This is a genomic window from Longicatena sp. 210702-DFI.1.196, from assembly GCF_020563125.1.
GTDB lineage: Bacteria > Bacillota_I > Bacilli_A > Erysipelotrichales > Erysipelotrichaceae > Longicatena > Longicatena caecimuris.
Genome location: NZ_JAJCPX010000005.1, coordinates 13,729 through 31,949 on the forward strand (window position 1 = coordinate 13,729; position 18,221 = coordinate 31,949).

An 18,221-nucleotide genomic window follows, 5' to 3' on the forward strand; every position below is an offset into this window, starting at 1 on the left:
ATAAAAACCTGAGAACAGAGACATTTCAAATGTTATACTGTTCTCAGGTTTTTTATTCTTTAAATATATTAATCCGTGGTTCTTTTTCGCCATGCTTTGCTTCTTCTTTTTGAAACTCACGATACAATTTCATAAAAGCTCTTTTTTCAATACGTGAAACATATGATCTGGAAATATGCAATTGCTTGGCAATTTCTCGCTGCGTTTCTTCTTCTACACCGTATAAACCAAATCGTTTCGTAATGATTTCCAATTCCCTGGAATCTAAAACATGTAGAAATTGTTTTAGTTTACTGATATTATCTTCAACGACCATATCTTCAATGATACTTGTTTCTTGCGGAGAACTGATTGCATCAATCAGCGTAATCTCACTTCCATCCTTATCCGTTGCAATAGGATCATTAAGCGATACATTCTGAAAATAATTTTTAGAACTACGTAAATACATCAATATTTCGTTTTCTATACAACGCGAAGCATACGTAGTTAATTTATGCCCTTTTTCTGGTTTAAAAGAGTCAATTGCTTTGATTAAACCTATAGTTCCAATGCTTATTAAATCTTCTGTTTGTTCTTTTTTGATATCATACTTTTTTACGATATGAGCTACTAGTCGCAAATTATGTTCAATTAATTTATTACGACATTCCTCATCCTGCAAGCTTAAGCCGGCAATACAATGTGCTTCTTCTTCTTTATCTAAAGGTTGTAAAAAAGAATTTGAACGTATATAGCCGACATATCCAAGAGCACTGCTTAAAATCTCAAATATCGGAAACAGCATTTCCATCACCTATTGTCAGTATATGAAAAATCTTATCAAGATATGTCTAATCAAGATTCGTGATAATGTGTCGTAAGTATGTAAGTAAGCTATTTGAAACAAGCTTTTTATACTATTGCAAAATATAAAATAGAAACGCTGATATCGCTTAAACGCTTGGTTTTAAGTAATACTTACCAAGCTGCTATCCTATCTCATAGCTGCTTTTTGTAATTTCATAAAAATTCACTGCAGCTTTTTCCAAAAAATCATTACTTCATTTCCATTTCAAGAATATCAAAACTGATGTTCTTTTACATGATCTTTTGTACTGTTTTGTTAATAAGTTTGCTTTCATCCCCTATGTCAAAGCTAGCCTTTTTCATTTATCCCATACAATAAAAGATAATAAAAAGTCTTATGGATAGATAACAAACTCGATAAACGATCCATCCTTAAGACTTATATGCTTTGATAAACCACAAAAAATTACAATTAGGTATCGTATTTACCATATACGTTACGCATCAAATAACTTAATGGTCTGTCATTTTCTTAATACTTACTTATTAAATGAAAGTTCCATGATCAATACCCATTACATGTAGCTTATTTCAAAAAAGGTTGATAATAAACTTTAAAATTCATCTTTTCATTGATTTTTGCTAATGCGATAGCAAAAGCATCTTTATCAAAAATAGCTACATCAATATAAGAATAATAAATACCAACAGCGCCACCCATCGTTCTGGCAATCGACATCTCATATAAAAGTTCATTTATTTCCTTTTCCAGTTGTTGACGAACCAATGCTTCTTTTTCATCCTCATATAGCTTTTCATAATAGAAGTATCCATATTCTCCACCACAGTCTTTGAACTCCTTACACATTTCATAGCTATCGCTTAAGAGTTCTTCTTGTAGCTGTGGATTCGTCGTTACGATTAATTTCATATCTTTTCGCAATGTTTCGCTAACTGGCTTTTCATCAAGTTTATAAGCCATGTAAATAGATAATGGATCATGATATTCCATCCAATCTTGATCAATGATAATATCACAAATATCTTCATACAGGTTTGGCAATAAACAGAAATTTTCTGCCTCTTCATCTGGTGTATCTATGATTTCGATGCTTGATATGCGTGCTTCAAATTCTAACTCACCAATGAATAACTCCAACATAAAAGCAACCATCGACTCACGACGCTTTTCCTCCACATCTTTTAAAGCCTCGCAATATACTTTGATATCGAGCGTTTTGCTTATTTCATTTATCGTATAATAAACATGAAAATCAGCACCAGTAACTTCTTTATCTTTTATACGTAATATCGTATGCATAGCACGCTCACTTAATGGTGGTCGTACGGCATTAATGATCCAATCTTCACTTAATGCTTGCGGAGCATCCTTTTTTAATAATGCTGTGGCAAACTGCGCATTCTTATTTCCTTGTGGTGTAAAGGTCATTTCATAAAAACCTGTATCACTCATCTCAACTTCCATGCCACACGCACAAATCGTTTTTAAATGTTCATTTAAATCTTGTAAGAGATGTGTAATCTCATGGTGATCATTTTCTCGTAACGCATGCTCTAGTTCTTCACGGTTTAATATAAAATATTTCCAAAAGTTTTGTACACGATGTTTGATATACATAAGCTATTCCTCACTTGTCCTAAGCAGCATACAATACTGCGTTAAATCATATTCCTCATGAGTAATGGTACTCATCAGATGAAAACCAATTTGTTCATATAATGGTAAATTATCTTTATGATGTGTCTCTAACGTGATATCGCGATGTTCTTTGATTGCTTCCTGTTTTACTTCCTGTAAGAGATGTCCCGCCAAACCATGATGACGCATTGCTTTATCTGTGTATAATAAATCCACATGATAATATGCACCATTCACAAATTCTCTCGTCCATTTGCTAGTGAACATATCCATACAATCAAGAGCATGATGAATACTGCGAATAGAGTGAACACCTACAGCAATTGGTATAAGCTTTATAATTAGATGTAATAATCGCAAACGATATAACAGCGTTTTTTCCAAAGTACTGTCAAAGAGAACCATAACACAATTCAAGTCTTTACTATCCGCTATAAAATAACAATATGGTCTTACTGCCTGTAAATAATGTTTCAGCAGATATGGCAAAGCCCATCGACGTGATGGTTCTGAAGGAAAAATCGTCCGATACAAGTCATCATGAAAGAAATTATCCGCAAAACTATGGTAAATTTCGCTGATTTCATCATCACTTAAATGATATACATGTTCCAAATTCATCTTTTCACATCCATTTCTGCTACCGTTTATTATATCACAGGTGTTAAAACCAGCACAAGTAAGGATAAAGAAAAGATCTTGCGCGCAACAAAACAAGAGCTTTCTTTTTATATTGAGTAATCAATCATGCTACATATGATCAACAGATAAAATGAAGTCTTACACGATAAGATGATGTAAAAAGCCTAAGTCCTCTACTTAATTTAAGCATCAAACGCTAAAGCTAACACACGCAAAACATAAGAAAAAACTTTTATAGCCAAAGACTTATAATAAGAACACCGAAAATGCCATAAGCCCATATACACATTATGTTTTTTGCAAAAAGAAAGATACTGTCTTTGGTTGCTACCGTAAAAGCATAACCAATTAAGATTCGTTTCTTTCATCAATACAAAAACCAAAAGACGATGATCAAACCATTACATTCTCTATCCATCAACTCCTTTTCTTTCGAAAAGGAATTTCATCATGTTACCATAAGGCGCTCTTTTAATTTTAATAATATCTTTTTTTCTAAACGTGATACTTGTACTTGAGATATCTGTAATTTTTTGGCAATTTCTTCCTGTTTCATTCCCAGATCATATCGATAGTGCAATAACAATTGTTCCCGTTGTTCTAAATGCGCAATCTCATTTTGCAAAGACACCTTCATAACAACATCTTCTTCTTTGCGATTACTCACCTTATCCTCTAGCAATATCGGCGATCCATCGTTTTCATAAATAGTTTCATCTAAAGAATAAACAAACTGATTCGCTTCAAAGGCTAAGATAACATCTGCAACATCCATTGACAAAGCGTCGGCAATTTCCTGATAAGTTGGTTCGCGATTCAATTTCTGCAAAAGTTCTTCCTTCTTTTTTGACATTTGCAAATAACCTTCTTTTAATGAACGCGATATGCGCATATTTCCATCATCACGAAAAAAGCGTTTGATTTCACCCATGATGATGGGCACTGCATATGTTGAAAATTTAACTTGATAACTTGTATCGAAATTGTTCAAAGCCTTCATTAATCCAACACATCCAATTTGAAACAAATCATCAATGGCTATGCGTTGACGAGAAAAACGACGAACTATAGAATATACTAACGGTGAGTTCTTTTCTACAAAAATACTTTTTGCTTCTTCATCCCCATCTTTGATTCTTTGAATCAATTCTTCATTATTCGCTGACACATTCATGTTGAATCCGTTTACGTAATGTGACGACAGTCCCTTTTCCCTTTTCGCTTGTAATATGAAAATCATCAGCAAATGTCTGCATAATTGTCATACCCATACCACTTCGTTCTAAGTGTTGTTTGCTGGTGAATAATGGTTGCATAGCTTGTGATATATCGTCGATTCCACAGCCTTCATCTGCAACGATAATTTCGATCTGATTTTCATCATAAGATACATGCACACGAACAATCCCTTCATGATTTCCCTCATAACCATGAATCATCGCATTGACAACAGCCTCTGCCAGCATCGTCTTGATTTCCATACAATCTTCCATGGATAAATTTAATGGCATTAAAAAAGCGATAGCACTCGTTCTGATAAATGCCTCATTTTCCAGATGCGCCAAACATTCCAATGTCATCTTGTTCATAGTTTTACCCCATTTCTTTCCTCTTTCATTAACTGAAAAATTCCACTCATCGCAAAAATGCGATGATTTACTTTTGATAAATTACAAATAATCAACTCACCATGATATTTTTGCAACTGCTTATAGCGAGCTAAAACAAACCCTATACCCGTGCTATCTACAAAACTCACTTCTTCAAAATCCAGTTTGACAGTTTTTGGTTGATACTGATCGATTAAATCGATACATATTTGCTTCAAATTACAAACTGTCAGATTATCCAGTTCCCCATAAAAATAAAAATATAGGGTACCATCTTTAAATTGATGTTTCATCTTTTATCCCTCCGCAGCTCATCTTAGCATGAATTCTCTTATCCTTGGGGATATTCGACAAAGGATGTTTCACTTCGACAATTAGTAATTATTCTGTCACACGAAAAAACGGATATATCTTATCCGTTTTTAATACATATCATCTTCTTGTTCATCAAAGAAATCACTTGCATATTCTTCATCATAATTAGGCATATGATCTGATTGTGCTGCTGATCTTACAACAGCAAATATTAAGAATAGAAATGCTAATATCGCTATAAATCCAATAATGGTCCACATAACACTCATCAATTATCCCTCTTTTCAGAAGTAGTATGCCTTTAATTAGCATCGTTATGATGAGCGTAGCAAACCTTTTTTTGGATATTTACGCAAAAACATCTTTTAAGGCTTTCATAAATAAATCAGTATAATCTAGCGCGGCTACATCATGTGCAGCTTTCAATGCCGTTTCCATAGTATAACCATCACTCATTTTAATTTGCACCTTACCAATAATTTCTCCCTTTTTAAAAGGCGCATGTGTTTTACGTAAGGAAATTTCTTTCGCCGTTTCCTTTGGCTCACTGCCTTTTTCAAACACATAAACTAAATCTTTATCCGTTAACACATCTACTTTTTGCGGCTTTCCATTTTCAATTGGTATTGTTTTCATCTTAGTACCTGCTGCATATAATAAGCCTTGCTGATATTGTGAGAAACCATAATCTAGCATTTGCTTGATTTCCCCATTGCGAACTTTTGAACTAGGCTCTCCCATAACGACCGCTATTAATCGTAAATCTTTCTTTTTTGCGGTAATAGTGATACAGGACATCGCTTGTGAGGTGAAGCCTGATTTCAAGCCATCAACGCCAGGATATTGTTTTAATAATTTATTTGTATTTACCAACCAGAAAGCTTTTTCACTATCTTCGCGAATATAGGCATCATATGTTGAAGTGATTTTTAACAAATCATCTCCGCCTTCCTTAATTAAAGCTTTCCCAACAATTGCCATATCTTTAGCACAGGTATAATGCTGTGGATCATGTAAGCCAGTAGGATTCATGAAATGGGTGTTACAAAGATTTAATTTTTTGGCTTTTTCATTCATCATCTCAACGAAATGTTCAGCACTTCCTCCTACTTTTTCGGCCATGGCAACCATAGCATCGTTGGCTGAGGCAATACAAATACTTTTTATCATATCTTTTACACTCATGGTTTCATTTTCTTCCAAGAATACCTGACTGCCTCCCATGCTAGCAGCATATGCACTCGTAGTAACCTCATCTTTCCAATCCAGTTTACCATCGTGCAAAGATTCAAAAATAAGTAATAGACCCATCATTTTCGTCATACTAGCTGGATATAATTTCGCCTTTTCATTTTTAGCATAAATAACTTTCCCACTTGTATATTCCATTAAGTAGGCGGATTTCGCGTTCTGAGCAATTTGGGGATCGTTTTTTGTCGTTTGTTTTGTTTTCTCATCTGCATGTATACTTGTCAGCATCGTCATGCTCAACACTGCCACCATACAGCAAAGTATCATTTTTTTCATGGTATCAACCTCAATAAAGCCTATGTGAAAGAATAGAAAGATATACCTAAACCCCCTGCAGAAAATAAAAACCGCAAAATATGCGGTCATATAATAAAATTTCTTTTTAAAAGTCCCAAGATGTCAGCCATATGATACAGCCATTTGGGATAGAATGGATATTTGGGATGAATACCATCAAATTCAAACAATTCATCTTTCCATTCGATTAATGCTGTGTTGTCAATAAATCCTATACCCTCTTTTTCACACATCAATTGTAATAGACTATTACACGTTTTAAATACTTCCAGACCACCAATGCGTTCTAATTGACATTGTCCCATAGGAATTAAAGAGTTGACATATAATGTTGTTTCCGGCAATTCTTCCTTTAATGTATGGATATGCTTACGATACAAGGTAATAAAAGAAGTAAAATTATCCCGAAAATGTAGGATATCATTTTTTCCATACTCCAAAATAATCATTTCCGGAGCCATACAAATGGCCCGCTGAATATCCCCCTCAATCATATCCACACAGCGCCCTCGCTTCGCTATAACATTTTTCTTTCGTAATAATCGATAATCCAGAATTGACTCTGCTAATGAATCCCCTAAGATGATGACATTTTCATAATAAGGCAACATCGCATAAATGGCCTTATTTCGTTTTTTTTCTGAAAGATAATTTACATATGTTTTTTCTTTTTTTGCAGTTGTTGTTTCATTCATGCCACCATTCACCTCAATTCTCCCTAACAACGCACCTTGAACTATATAGTACTGCTTAAATTATATAATATATAGTTGAATTTTCAAGCAATTTGTAGATTTTTGACCGTAAAAAGCAATTATATATAAAAAACATAACAAGAATTCTAAAAACAAATGGTTATATTTTTACCAAATAAATTCTTTTTGTTGTATGATATACTGTTGTTATAATTTAACAAAGCAATATAAAAACAGATGCTTACTAACATCTGCCTTTCACATAATATAAAATATCGTAATGTCTACTGCCGTTTTGGAGTTATGAGTATCATATTATTCTAAATAGTATTTCAAAATAAGGTGTCTTATTGGAACGCTTTTTGACAAGCAGCAATTGCCATATCTGCCATTTGCAAGCGTATTGCGAAAACCTGATGCATGATTTCATTCATCTTATGAAAATGTCGTTTTCGTAGATGCTCACAATAAAGTGGTTGCAGGGCTTTAATTTCATTAATCATCTCCTGTTTATCAGCCATGATACAAGCTATCAAATTCCAATTCATAGGTTTATTCAGCTCTTCATAAATTACCCGCAGGCAATCATTTTCTTCTGTGAAAAGAAGCTGGAAGTATTCATCGAATGTAAACACATCCAATTCACCTATTTTATCAGCTAATGATTGACAACGTTCTTTATTAAATTGATTTTGTACATGCGGAAATATAAAACCAGCAAATAAATCCAACAGCTGCAAACTATGGCGATAATGCTGTAACCCATTCAACATATGATCATCTGCACTCTTCATGAAATCTTTAATCGTTTGATCATCGAGTTGAATACGACTGCCAATGCCGTTTATTGTATTGACAATATGAAATTCATTCAGTTTTTTGACCGCTTTACGGCTTGTCCGCTCACTGACTTCATACAGTGTCGCAAGCTTTGCCAAAGATGGCAATAAATCCCCATTATGATAAATACCTGTTTTGATATCGTTCATGATGTCCGTTACTACACGTGTGTATAAATATTCTTGTGAGCGATTGCTGACCCAACTGAATTTCGCCTTTTCCTTTATCGTCATCCCCTGAGTCAAACGTTTGGTATAACTTAAAGTAATATTCTTTATTCCTTTACATAATGCATAGATTAATTTACGAAGCATGAAATCATTTCCCTTTAATACAAAACGCAGAGCTATCGTAAAGGTTTTCTTCATAGCATCAAAATTGTTTGTTAATTTTTTATGCTCTTCTTCGTTTTGAACAAGCGGTAAAGTAAGAGAATTCATTAATGTTAAAAACAAATCATTTAATATCGGATTATCTAAAAAAGATAATACATAAAGATAAAGATCATATAGGTACTCATAGACGTCAATTTCATTCACCAACTGACGTTGTGATAACGCAATGACCTTTTCTTCTAATCCCTTTATTTGTTCTTTGCTTGCATTACGCATACAAATAACACTAATATCCGGCATGATCCATTCTATTACCGTGAAAACATCATAAATCATTTGATAAGAGTCTAGCATAGTCTGGCGATATTGTACATTGTTATCAAAATCATTAATATCAAACAACACTTTAGCCGGGCTGCCTTTTTCAAGCACAACATAACCATGACTTTGCAATTTTTGTAATGCTGTGCGCATGGTATTACGCCCAACACCATACGCTTTACATAAGGTGTTTAAAGATGGAAGTTCTTCATTATAACGATATTTTCCATTATGAATCGTATGCAAAATCATGCGGTAAACATACTCATATAATGTCTTTTCTTGTTCCATCTCTACACCTCTTTCCATATATTTCTAATTGTTATAACATATAGTAATATATACCACTCATTTCTATAAAAAGCAACACAGAAACATAACATAAAATAAAAATTACATATTCTGTAAACACATATTTGCGATTACTGCCTTTTCTTTCGTTTTATATTGCTTTCACATGGTATTCCTTACTACCTTTTGTCGTATAACTATATATAATTTTTTAGTAATGTATGGTTGAACATTTGATAGTTTCTAAACATGTGTATGTCGATTGATAATAAGTCTTGCATCAAACTTGAAAATGAAGAAAACTTAAAGTCTAGCATAGCACTGCTATGTATGCTTTGTCTTTTAGCATGAAAAAAAGATCATAAGTGATCTTTCTTACGTATGCATGTTTCTGTAATAATCATATCCAAACACACATCATGTGGTTCTATTGGTACTTTTTCAACCTGTTGACAGTCAAAAGCCACACCAATTTTAAGAGCCCTGCATTGTTTCAAATAACGATCATAATATCCTTTTCCATGTCCCAAACGATATAGATGTTCATCAAAGGCTACAATTGGCACGACGATCACATCCAGTTCATCAGCCAAAAGCACTTTTCCTTCGATTGGCTCTTGAATTCCATAAGCTCCTTTTTTCATTTTACAACCTTTATACCACATGCGAAAACACATGGAAGTATCGTGTAATACTACTGGAAGCCCATAGCTCTTTAGATGTACATCATCTATGCAAACTTCATTGCCATAACTACGATATAAGGCAATGGTACCTTTTAAATATGGTTCTAAGCGTTGGACAATGGCTTTACTTTTGCATGCTATCTCCCTTTGCGTCAAAGCATTACGACGAGCAAGAGCAAGCTTTCGCACAGTTTCTTTCATCATCCGATAGAATCACTCATATCCAGTTTTAACAGCTGGTTTAATTCAACTGCATATTCCATTGGTAATTCTCTGGTAAATGGTTCTAAAAAGCCCATTACAATCATCTCAGTTGCCTGTCCTCGTGATAAACCGCGGCTCATGAGGTAAAACAGCTGTTCCTCACTGATATTAGAAACCGTTGCCTCATGTTCAATCTGACTTGTCTTATTCTTTGAAACATTCGTTGGAATCGTATCACTGCGAGATTGTTTATCAAGAATTAAGGTATCACATTCCACTTTGCTTTTCGCCCGTTGTGCCTTTGGACCATGGAATACCAACCCGCGATAATTTACTTCACCGCCATTTCGTGATACGGATTTTGAAATAATGTTGCTATACGTATCTTCTGCCAGATGTATCATTTTCGCACCAGCATCCTGGATTTGCTTTTTCCCAGCTACAGCAATAGAAACACAAATTCCCTTTGCATATGGTTCCGCTAATATACAAGCAGGATATTTCATATTGACACCTGATCCGATATTGCCATCGATCCATTCCATACTGCCATTCGCAAAAACTTTTGCACGTTTTGTAACTAGATTGATAATATTATCACTCCAATTTTGAACAGTGGAATAGCGACATCTGGCATTTTTATGAACGAAAATTTCAACAACCGCCGCATGCAATGAATCTTTTGAATAAATCGGTGCTGTACAGCCTTCTACATAGTGTACATCTGCACCTTCATCTACAATGATCAGCGTACGTTCAAATTGCCCCATACGTTCGGTATTGATACGGAAGTAAGACTGTAGCGGCTTTTCTAAATGAACGCCCTTAGGCACATAAATAAAACTTCCTCCGCTCCAAACGCAACTATTCAAAGCTGCAAATTTATTATCGGTATACGGTACGAGCTTACCGAAATACTTTTTAAAAAGATCAGGGTGTTTTTTTAAAGCTGTATCCGTATCAAGAAAAATCACCCCTTTTCTCTCTACTTCCTCTAACATGTTATGATATACAGCTTCGGAATCATATTGTGTTGTCACTCCGGCTAAGAATTCCTTTTCTGCTTCTGGTATTCCCAGCTTGTCAAACGTTTCCTTAATCGTTTCTGGTACATCTTCCCAACGTTGCTCTGTTTTATCACTAGGCTTGATATAATATGTATATTCATCAAAATTCAGTCGCGAAAGTTCTGGTCCCCAATCCTGGATTGGCATTTCCATAAATTTAGCGAATGCTTGTAAACGATAATTCAGCATCCATTCTGGTTCTTGTTTAATACGAGATATTTCCCGTATTGTTTCCTCTGTTAATCCTTGTTTCGTTTTATAAAGGCTTATATCTTCATCATGAAAACCATATTTATAATCTTCACTAGGTATCTGCATATCACTCATTTTTTAGCCTCGCTTTCCTCAATCAGCTCTTCCATTGCTTTCCAGCCGATCGTAGCGCATTTGATGCGATTTGCTTGCTTTCCTACGTTATGAAAGGCAATCGCCTCCTGTAAAACATTTTCATCAAAATCTTTGCCATCAATCATCTGATAATAATTAGCAATTATTTTTTTTGCCTCATCGATGGTTTTCCCTTGTAAAAGCTCACTCATGATGGAAGTTGAGGAAGTTGAAATGGTGCATGCCACACCATCAAAACGTATATCCTCAATGATTCCATCTGTTATCTTGCTTTGCACATAAATATCATCGATACAAGATTCACTGGCCATATGTTTCTGTAGATAGCCATCCTCTTTCTTCAATTCATGATTTCTGGGATATTCGTAATGATCCATGATGATCGAACGTAGCATCATGGGATCGTTCATGAAATTATTCATCTTACTTCCTCCTGCTAGAAAAATACATCTAAACATGTTTCCATAGTTGCATTTGCGCATACAGCTAAGAAACGATCAATCTCTTCTTTGGTATTATAGAAATACAAACTGGCACGAATCGTCGCACTTGTCTGTAATACTTCATTTAATAATTTAGCACAATGTTGTCCGCTTCTTACGGCAATACCATTTGCATTAAAGAAGGTAGCCGCATCTTGTGCAAACACCCCTTTCACATTAAAGGTGATGATGCCGGTATCATTGTTTTCATTGTAAAGGATAATATTATCCATCTGTTTCAATCTGGCTACAGCATACGCATGCAATTGTTGTTCATAACGATGGATTTCTTTCATCCCAATTGCCTGCAAATAACGTATGGCTGCATGCAATCCAAAAATACCTTCGATTGGTTGTGTACCACTTTCAAATTTATAGGGGGCATCCTTTAACTGGATATTTCCACAAACATCAAAACGTGCATTACTGTCACCGCCCAACAGCATTGGTTCCATTTGCGCAAGTAATGCTTTCTTGCCATATAGGATACCAACACCAGTAGGTCCACACATCTTATGCGCAGAAAACGCCAGAAAATCACAATCCATATCTTTAACATCGATTGGCATATGAGGCGCACTTTGTGCAGCATCAACAACAACGATAGCTCCATAACGATGGGCCAGGGCGCAAATTTCCTTCATTGGTGCGATATAGCCAAGTACATTGCCAATATGTGCTAATGCAATAACCTTGACACGCTCATTCATCATTTGTTCCAGCATGTCCATATCGATGCGTCCATCTTCTTGTAAAGGGATGTAGGCTAAGCTAGCATGACATTTGGTAGCCACACGCATCCACGGCAATACACAAGAGGCATGCTCTGCCTCACTGCTTAAAACGATGTCGCCTTCTTGCAGCAAACGTTCTCCAATACCGTAAGCCACCATGTTTAAGCCAGCTGTAGCACCTGATGTGTAGACAATTTCTTCACTTTCCGCATGTAAGAAAGCTGCCACATCTTCTCTTGTCTGCTGATATTCCTGATCTACAAAATAACTGAGATCATAATCTCCACGGTGTGCATTGGCACCATACTCTTCATAATATTTAACAACAGCATCAATCACAGCACGTGGTTTTAACGTCGTTGCTCCATTATCTAAATAAATTAATGGATGTTGTTGCATCATTTTTCCTTGCAACATTGGAAAATCCTGACGGATGTTTTCTACATTAAGCATGCAATCCCACCCTCTTTTCGATTTCATTTTTCATTTCATCATGATATGTCGCATCATCAAACAAATCACTGATAGGCATTAAATAGCCGACTGTCAAAAGACCTAATGCTTGTGAACGGCTTAATCCGCGTGATTGTAAATAATATAATTGATTTTCATCCGGTTGCCCAAGCGTCGTCGCATGACTTGCCTTTACATCATTTTCATCAATGTAAAGCACAGGCACAACTTCACTGTTGTGATGATCACTCAAAGTCAAAACGCGTGTTGTCTGATGCGATTCGCTGGCATGTGCACCCTTAACGATCTTACCAATAGCTTCCATGCGATAATTACCTTCATCTTCGACGATCGCATAATGCTCCATTTGACTTTTCGTATGTGCTACCTCATGATGACATTTCACATAAAAGTCTTTTTGTTCTTTGGCAATACAAGCGCTGCGCACCATTACCTGCGCACCACTTTCCATCAATTGTACATCCAGTCTAATCTGTGATGCCCCATCCTCAATTTCCCAATAGGCGATTGTTAATATTGCATCTTTATGTAAAACAGCCTGCTGATTCAACATATTCTTTTGCTGTTTTACATTCTTCATCAAGATCGTAAGGGAAGCTCCTTCTTCTAATTCAATACAAGAGGTTCTTAATGCCTCTATACCACCATATGGAATTGCCAGTTTTACGTTCAGGTGTTTGTCTACATGAAGATTAAATTGTGTTTCGTTATCATCAAGCGTTATCACCTGAAAGCCAGATGTTGATACATGCAGTTCCATATTAAACACCTTTGGTTCCTGCAGCACATTGCTGCAACAACGCAACTTTTTTCTTTTCTTCCTTTACGACCTGCACATGATATTCCTTTTCAATCCAGTCATAACCTTCTTGATCGATTTTTTCTATTAACTCACTGCCACCGCTGACCACAATAGCACCATCCACTAAAACATGGGCGTGTGTTGGCTTTAATAAATCCAAAAAGCGTGCATAATGACTTACTACGACCAATCCCATGCCTTGTTCGATTTGCATTTCATGGATCATTTTAGCTACCAATTTCAATGCATCGACATCTAAGCCTGAATCTATTTCATCAAGCATTGCAATTGATGGTTTCAACATCTTCATCTGAACAATCTCATTACGTTTCTTTTCACCACCAGAAAACCCTTCATTTAAGAAACGATGTGCCAAATCCGGTTTCATTTCCATTTCTTTTACTGTTTTTTCCATTTCACGGATAAACGTGAATAAAGGAATCGGACGTTCTCTTCTTGCATTCATTGCCGCTCTTAAAAAATCAGAATTCGTAACACCGCTAACCTCACTTGGATATTGCATACCTAAAAAAAGTCCAGCTTTACTACGTTCATCTACTTCCATGGCTAAGACATCCTGACCATCTAACGTAATACTACCACGTGTTACATGGTATTTGGGATTTCCCATAATGGCAGCTAACAATGTACTTTTTCCATTCCCATTTGGACCCATCAACGCATGTGTTTCATGCTCATGTATTTCCAAATTTACACCTTTTAATATCTGTTTTCCATCCACATCTACATGCAGATCATCTATTTTTAAACAACTCATGTATATCATCCTTTCAAACAGTATTATCATACCAAATTTTCTTTTGATTCACAATTGTAACGATTATAAAGTCTTATGCAATGTGAACGATAAGTGAAGGTTTATGGGAAATTGTCGTAATCCTTTTGAAAAAATTGCAATTTATCTCCATATTTATTATAATAAAACAGTATGAGTTTAGGAGGACCTATATGATAGACACATTAAAGAAGCAATGGTTCGTTGTATTGATTGCACTTATTTTCATCGGATTTACCGTATTTATCATCTATGATACAAATAAGGGCAAGCTCCCTGGTAAAAGCGAAAATGGTAAAGATGTCATTGCAACGATCAATGGAAAAAGTATTTCAGCTGATGATCTGTATGATTCCATGTACAAATCAAACGGTGGTAATACCCTTTTATATCTGCGTTTCCAAGCAGCTGTTATTGATGAAAGCGTCAAATCTACAGATGAAATTGAAAAAACTGCAGATCAATTAAAAGAGTATTTGAACAGCAATGCGCAAAATCAGGCGAGCAGTTCTGGTCAGAGCGCTGAAGAGTATTTGAAAACAGAATTAGCAAAATATGGATTCCAAGAAGATGAATTAGATTATTTCTGTAACGTACAAGCAAAAATGTCAAAAATGCAGAAAGACTACATCGACAAACATATGGAGGAATTATTTACACCGCTCTATGAGAAAAACAAGGGACGTACGGTTTCTCATATCTTAGTGAAAATGAAAGATGCTAACAATCCTACTGAGGAAGAGATGAAAACCGTCAAAGCAATTGAAAAAGATTTAAAGACCATGAGTTTTGCCGAAGTCGCTAAGAAATATAAGGATAAAGGCGACACATCAAGTGCTGAAAAAGGCGGCTATCTTGGATACATGGACTCTACAACAGGCTTTGTAGACAGCTTTAAGAAACAGGCGTTGAAGATGAAAAAAGGTGAAGTTAGCAATTGGGTCAAAGAAAGTAATGACAATTACAATGGTTGGCATATGATCAAGGTAGAAGAAACCGATAAAGATGCTATCCTAAAGGATAAAAAAGCAAAAGACTCCATCTATAGCGCTATTGAAAACGCAAATAGTGATTTAGCAAGCAAATACATCAGTGAAGCCATGAAGAAATTAGATGTAACATATGGTAATGATGATATCAAAAAAGACATCCAGGCATCCCTGGAAAGCAAATAAGGAGGCATGGAAATGAAAAAAGCAGGACTTATCGTATGTGCATTCGCCATGCTGGCAACTCTTACAGGATGTAAGGATGCCGTTGCGGATATATCGAATGGCAGTGAAAAATTAGTAAGCGTTGGCGATACGACAATAACTAAAGATAAATTGTATAATCTGCTAAAAGGCAGCAATGGTGGCAGTGCTACAATAGAATTAGTACAAAATAAAATATATGAAAAAGAAGGTATCAAGCTTAGCGAAGATATGAAAAAAGAGGCCAAAAAGACATTGGCATCCACGAAAAAAACGTTTGGCGGCGAAGAAGCCTTTCTAAATGCTATTAAAAGTTATGGATTCAACAGTGAAGAAGAATATTTAGAAAAAGCGAGCTACCCTTCTTTATTAAACAAAGAATTATTAAAGAAATATGCAAAAGACAATCAAAAAACATTATTTGAAAAATACCATCCGGTAAAAGCGAATGTGATTCAGATAGAAAAGCAAGAAAATGCCGAAAAAGCACTTGCTGCCTTAAAAAAAGGCGATAGTGCGAAAACAGTAGCTAAAAAATATGGCAAGACAGGAACCTATGATGGAAGTGAAAAAATCTACTTCAGCGGATCTGGACTTCCTGATGTTGTTTTCAGTAAAATTACTGCAACATCCAGTAAGGGACTTATCAAAGAAGTGATTGAAGATACAGAAGGTAAAACCTATTATCTTGTCAATTTAACAAATATTGATCCTAGTAGTTTTGCTGATGAAGCAAATGACGCTTTAGTTGCTGGTGTTAGTGATTTATCAAACACCATGATGGAACATTATTTGAAGAAGTATAACTTTACAATCTATGATATTGATATCTTAAATCAGATTAAGAGCACAAACGAAAGCTATATTACCCAGAAATAAGAGCGTTGCCGCTCTTTTTCTTTTATCTGAATTCTGTTATAATGACGTTACAGAAAGGATGATCATAAGATGTGTATTTTTTGTAAGATTGCCGCAAAGGAAATTCCCTCCTATTGCCTTTATGAAGATGATGAGGTCATGGCTTTTTTAGATATCTCACAAGTAACCAAGGGCCATACTCTGGTAATTCCTAAGCAACATTATGATAACTTTTTAGAATGTGACAGTAAAACCTTGAAACACATGATGGAAGTTGCTCAAAAGCTGGCTAATAGAATATGTAAAACATTGCAAGCAGAAGGAATGAACATTCTTAGTAATGTAAATGAAGTGGCTGGACAAAGCGTTCCGCATTTCCATATCCATTTAATTCCACGTTATTCAAAGGAAGATGCTTGTGTCATTCAATTTCATGAAAGTGAAAAACAAGATCTAGAGGCTTTGGCTGAACTCTTAAAGACTGTATGACTTTGTTATCACGATAGCACTTAATAAAGGTATAAAAAAGGATCCATTAATTGTGAAATGAATCCTTTTTTTATTACGCTTCGTATCATGCCATTCCATATAAGAAGCTATCCATGGTCATTGTTATTTGTCATCGGTATACACAGGTAAATCTAAAAATGTTATATGGAATTGTTTCCCATATTTATTCTGAATGACTTTTTCAAACACTTTTTGATTTGTTAAATCTTTTGTACCACTATAAATCAGTTTTTCACCATAGATATTTTCCTCACGTAACATGAAAGAGGTATTAATTTCATTATATGTAATCATATAATAAATCGTACTTTCCTTCTCTTCTAGCTTTTCACCTTTTGCGGAAACATTGACCTGACCTTTTGCCGTTATGGCATAAATATCTAAGATTCGGTCTTTATTACTTTTCTTGTTTGCATCCATAAAAATACGATACATTAATTTTTGCTCTTGTAGTTCTGGTTTCGAATTAATGTAGAAATCAGTGAAATCTTCATTTAAAATCTGTTCCATATTCTTTTTTAAATAACTGGTTCCTCTTTGATTGATTTCTTTCAAAAAAGCTGGTTGCAATTCATCGACACTGCTTAAACGTTCCGGTAAATTTTCTACTGTTATCTTTCGTATCGTATGAATGGGATGAATATGGTATTGATCCGCCAAATCTTCATCATAGGTGCTGCTTATCAAAAGCGTATCGCCATTTTGCAAATTCTTCTTAGGTGAAACCTTATACGCAACGGAATCCATAAATTCTTGTTTCCGTTGATTGTAATCCGTAATACTATTAAAAACCTTAACACTGGCAGAACCACTTTCTCCATCATATACAATAGAAATGTCCTTTGTTAAATCAACATCAACTGTTCTAAAAAACAACATATAACAAGTCGCATACAAGCTGATGATAATTGCCAGCATACAGATTGAGGTAATGGTTTTACTTTTCATTGCCTCTTTTCCAGGCGGTTTAAAGTGTGTGCTCATACACTCATCCTTTCTGTTGACTTCCTATTTAGTATAC

The 18,221-nt window shown here is 35.2% G+C and carries 20 protein-coding genes; 3 read left to right on the forward strand and 17 right to left on the reverse strand.

What is annotated here, in order from left to right:
- Positions 1-52 precede the first annotated feature (52 nt).
- The 16 genes from sigK to sufC all read right to left on the reverse strand — a co-directional run bounded on the left by sigK (position 53) and on the right by sufC (position 14,621).
- Positions 53-787 (reverse strand): RNA polymerase sporulation sigma factor SigK, encoded by a 735-nt coding sequence (gene sigK / locus LI241_RS03610; protein ID WP_008688178.1) that lies wholly within the window; start codon positions 785-787, stop codon positions 53-55.
- Between the two features lie 588 nt (positions 788-1,375).
- Positions 1,376-2,428, reverse strand: coding sequence for a hypothetical protein (locus LI241_RS03615; protein WP_008688175.1), 1,053 nt, complete (start codon positions 2,426-2,428; stop codon positions 1,376-1,378).
- A 3-nt stretch (positions 2,429-2,431) separates the two neighbouring features.
- Positions 2,432-3,070: an N-acetyltransferase gene (locus LI241_RS03620; RefSeq protein ID WP_008688174.1), complete on the reverse strand. Its 639-nt coding sequence runs from the start codon at positions 3,068-3,070 to the stop codon at positions 2,432-2,434.
- A 469-nt stretch (positions 3,071-3,539) separates the two neighbouring features.
- Positions 3,540-4,265, reverse strand: a complete 726-nt coding sequence (locus LI241_RS03625) for a SigB/SigF/SigG family RNA polymerase sigma factor (RefSeq protein WP_119957456.1) — start codon at positions 4,263-4,265, stop codon at positions 3,540-3,542.
- Positions 4,246-4,680 (reverse strand): anti-sigma F factor, encoded by a 435-nt coding sequence (spoIIAB, locus tag LI241_RS03630; RefSeq protein ID WP_008688038.1) that lies wholly within the window; start codon positions 4,678-4,680, stop codon positions 4,246-4,248. The genes LI241_RS03625 and spoIIAB overlap by 20 nt, the downstream gene beginning before the upstream one ends.
- Positions 4,677-4,994, reverse strand: coding sequence for an anti-sigma factor antagonist (locus tag LI241_RS03635; protein ID WP_008688037.1), 318 nt, complete (start codon positions 4,992-4,994; stop codon positions 4,677-4,679). Before LI241_RS03635 ends, spoIIAB begins: the two co-directional genes overlap by 4 nt.
- A gap of 129 nt (positions 4,995-5,123) precedes the next feature.
- Entirely contained in the window at positions 5,124-5,285 is a 162-nt protein-coding gene (locus LI241_RS03640; RefSeq protein ID WP_008688036.1) for a hypothetical protein, read from the reverse strand.
- Between the two features lie 79 nt (positions 5,286-5,364).
- Positions 5,365-6,543: a D-alanyl-D-alanine carboxypeptidase family protein gene (locus LI241_RS03645; RefSeq protein WP_008688035.1), complete on the reverse strand. Its 1,179-nt coding sequence runs from the start codon at positions 6,541-6,543 to the stop codon at positions 5,365-5,367.
- A gap of 86 nt (positions 6,544-6,629) precedes the next feature.
- Positions 6,630-7,259, reverse strand: a complete 630-nt coding sequence (locus tag LI241_RS03650) for a GDSL-type esterase/lipase family protein (RefSeq protein ID WP_008688034.1) — start codon at positions 7,257-7,259, stop codon at positions 6,630-6,632.
- Between the two features lie 347 nt (positions 7,260-7,606).
- A complete protein-coding gene (locus tag LI241_RS03655; RefSeq protein ID WP_008688032.1) occupies positions 7,607-9,046 on the reverse strand; it encodes a GntR family transcriptional regulator in 1,440 nt (479 codons plus the stop codon).
- A gap of 359 nt (positions 9,047-9,405) precedes the next feature.
- The gene (locus tag LI241_RS03660) at positions 9,406-9,936 is read right to left on the reverse strand and encodes a 5-formyltetrahydrofolate cyclo-ligase (RefSeq protein ID WP_008688031.1); all 531 of its coding nucleotides are present in this window, start codon (positions 9,934-9,936) and stop codon (positions 9,406-9,408) included.
- Positions 9,933-11,330 carry a Fe-S cluster assembly protein SufB gene (sufB, locus tag LI241_RS03665; RefSeq protein ID WP_008688030.1) on the reverse strand — a complete coding sequence of 466 codons (1,398 nt, stop codon included), beginning with the start codon at positions 11,328-11,330 and terminating at the stop codon, positions 9,933-9,935. The genes LI241_RS03660 and sufB overlap by 4 nt, the downstream gene beginning before the upstream one ends.
- Positions 11,327-11,773 carry a Fe-S cluster assembly sulfur transfer protein SufU gene (sufU, locus tag LI241_RS03670; protein ID WP_008688029.1) on the reverse strand — a complete coding sequence of 149 codons (447 nt, stop codon included), beginning with the start codon at positions 11,771-11,773 and terminating at the stop codon, positions 11,327-11,329. Before sufU ends, sufB begins: the two co-directional genes overlap by 4 nt.
- 14 nt (positions 11,774-11,787) lie before the next feature.
- Positions 11,788-13,020, reverse strand: coding sequence for an aminotransferase class V-fold PLP-dependent enzyme (locus tag LI241_RS03675; protein ID WP_008688028.1), 1,233 nt, complete (start codon positions 13,018-13,020; stop codon positions 11,788-11,790).
- Positions 13,013-13,801, reverse strand: coding sequence for a SufD family Fe-S cluster assembly protein (locus LI241_RS03680; protein WP_008688027.1), 789 nt, complete (start codon positions 13,799-13,801; stop codon positions 13,013-13,015). The genes LI241_RS03675 and LI241_RS03680 overlap by 8 nt, the downstream gene beginning before the upstream one ends.
- A 1-nt stretch (position 13,802) precedes the next feature.
- Positions 13,803-14,621 (reverse strand): Fe-S cluster assembly ATPase SufC, encoded by an 819-nt coding sequence (gene sufC, locus LI241_RS03685; RefSeq protein ID WP_008688025.1) that lies wholly within the window; start codon positions 14,619-14,621, stop codon positions 13,803-13,805.
- Between the two features lie 191 nt (positions 14,622-14,812).
- Between sufC and LI241_RS03690 the strand changes: the two genes are divergently transcribed.
- From LI241_RS03690 to LI241_RS03700, 3 genes are all read left to right on the forward strand, one after another.
- Complete coding sequence (locus LI241_RS03690) at positions 14,813-15,814, forward strand: peptidylprolyl isomerase (RefSeq protein WP_008688023.1); 1,002 nt, start codon at positions 14,813-14,815, stop codon at positions 15,812-15,814.
- Positions 15,815-15,826: 12 nt separating this feature from the next.
- Entirely contained in the window at positions 15,827-16,711 is an 885-nt protein-coding gene (locus LI241_RS03695) for a hypothetical protein (protein WP_008688021.1), read from the forward strand.
- Positions 16,712-16,780: 69 nt separating this feature from the next.
- On the forward strand, positions 16,781-17,179 hold the full coding sequence (locus LI241_RS03700) for an HIT family protein (protein ID WP_008688019.1): 399 nt from the start codon (positions 16,781-16,783) through the stop codon (positions 17,177-17,179).
- A gap of 123 nt (positions 17,180-17,302) precedes the next feature.
- Here LI241_RS03700 and LI241_RS03705 read toward each other — a convergent pair whose 3' ends face one another.
- Positions 17,303-18,184 carry a hypothetical protein gene (locus tag LI241_RS03705; RefSeq protein WP_008688017.1) on the reverse strand — a complete coding sequence of 294 codons (882 nt, stop codon included), beginning with the start codon at positions 18,182-18,184 and terminating at the stop codon, positions 17,303-17,305.
- Positions 18,185-18,221 lie beyond the last annotated feature (37 nt).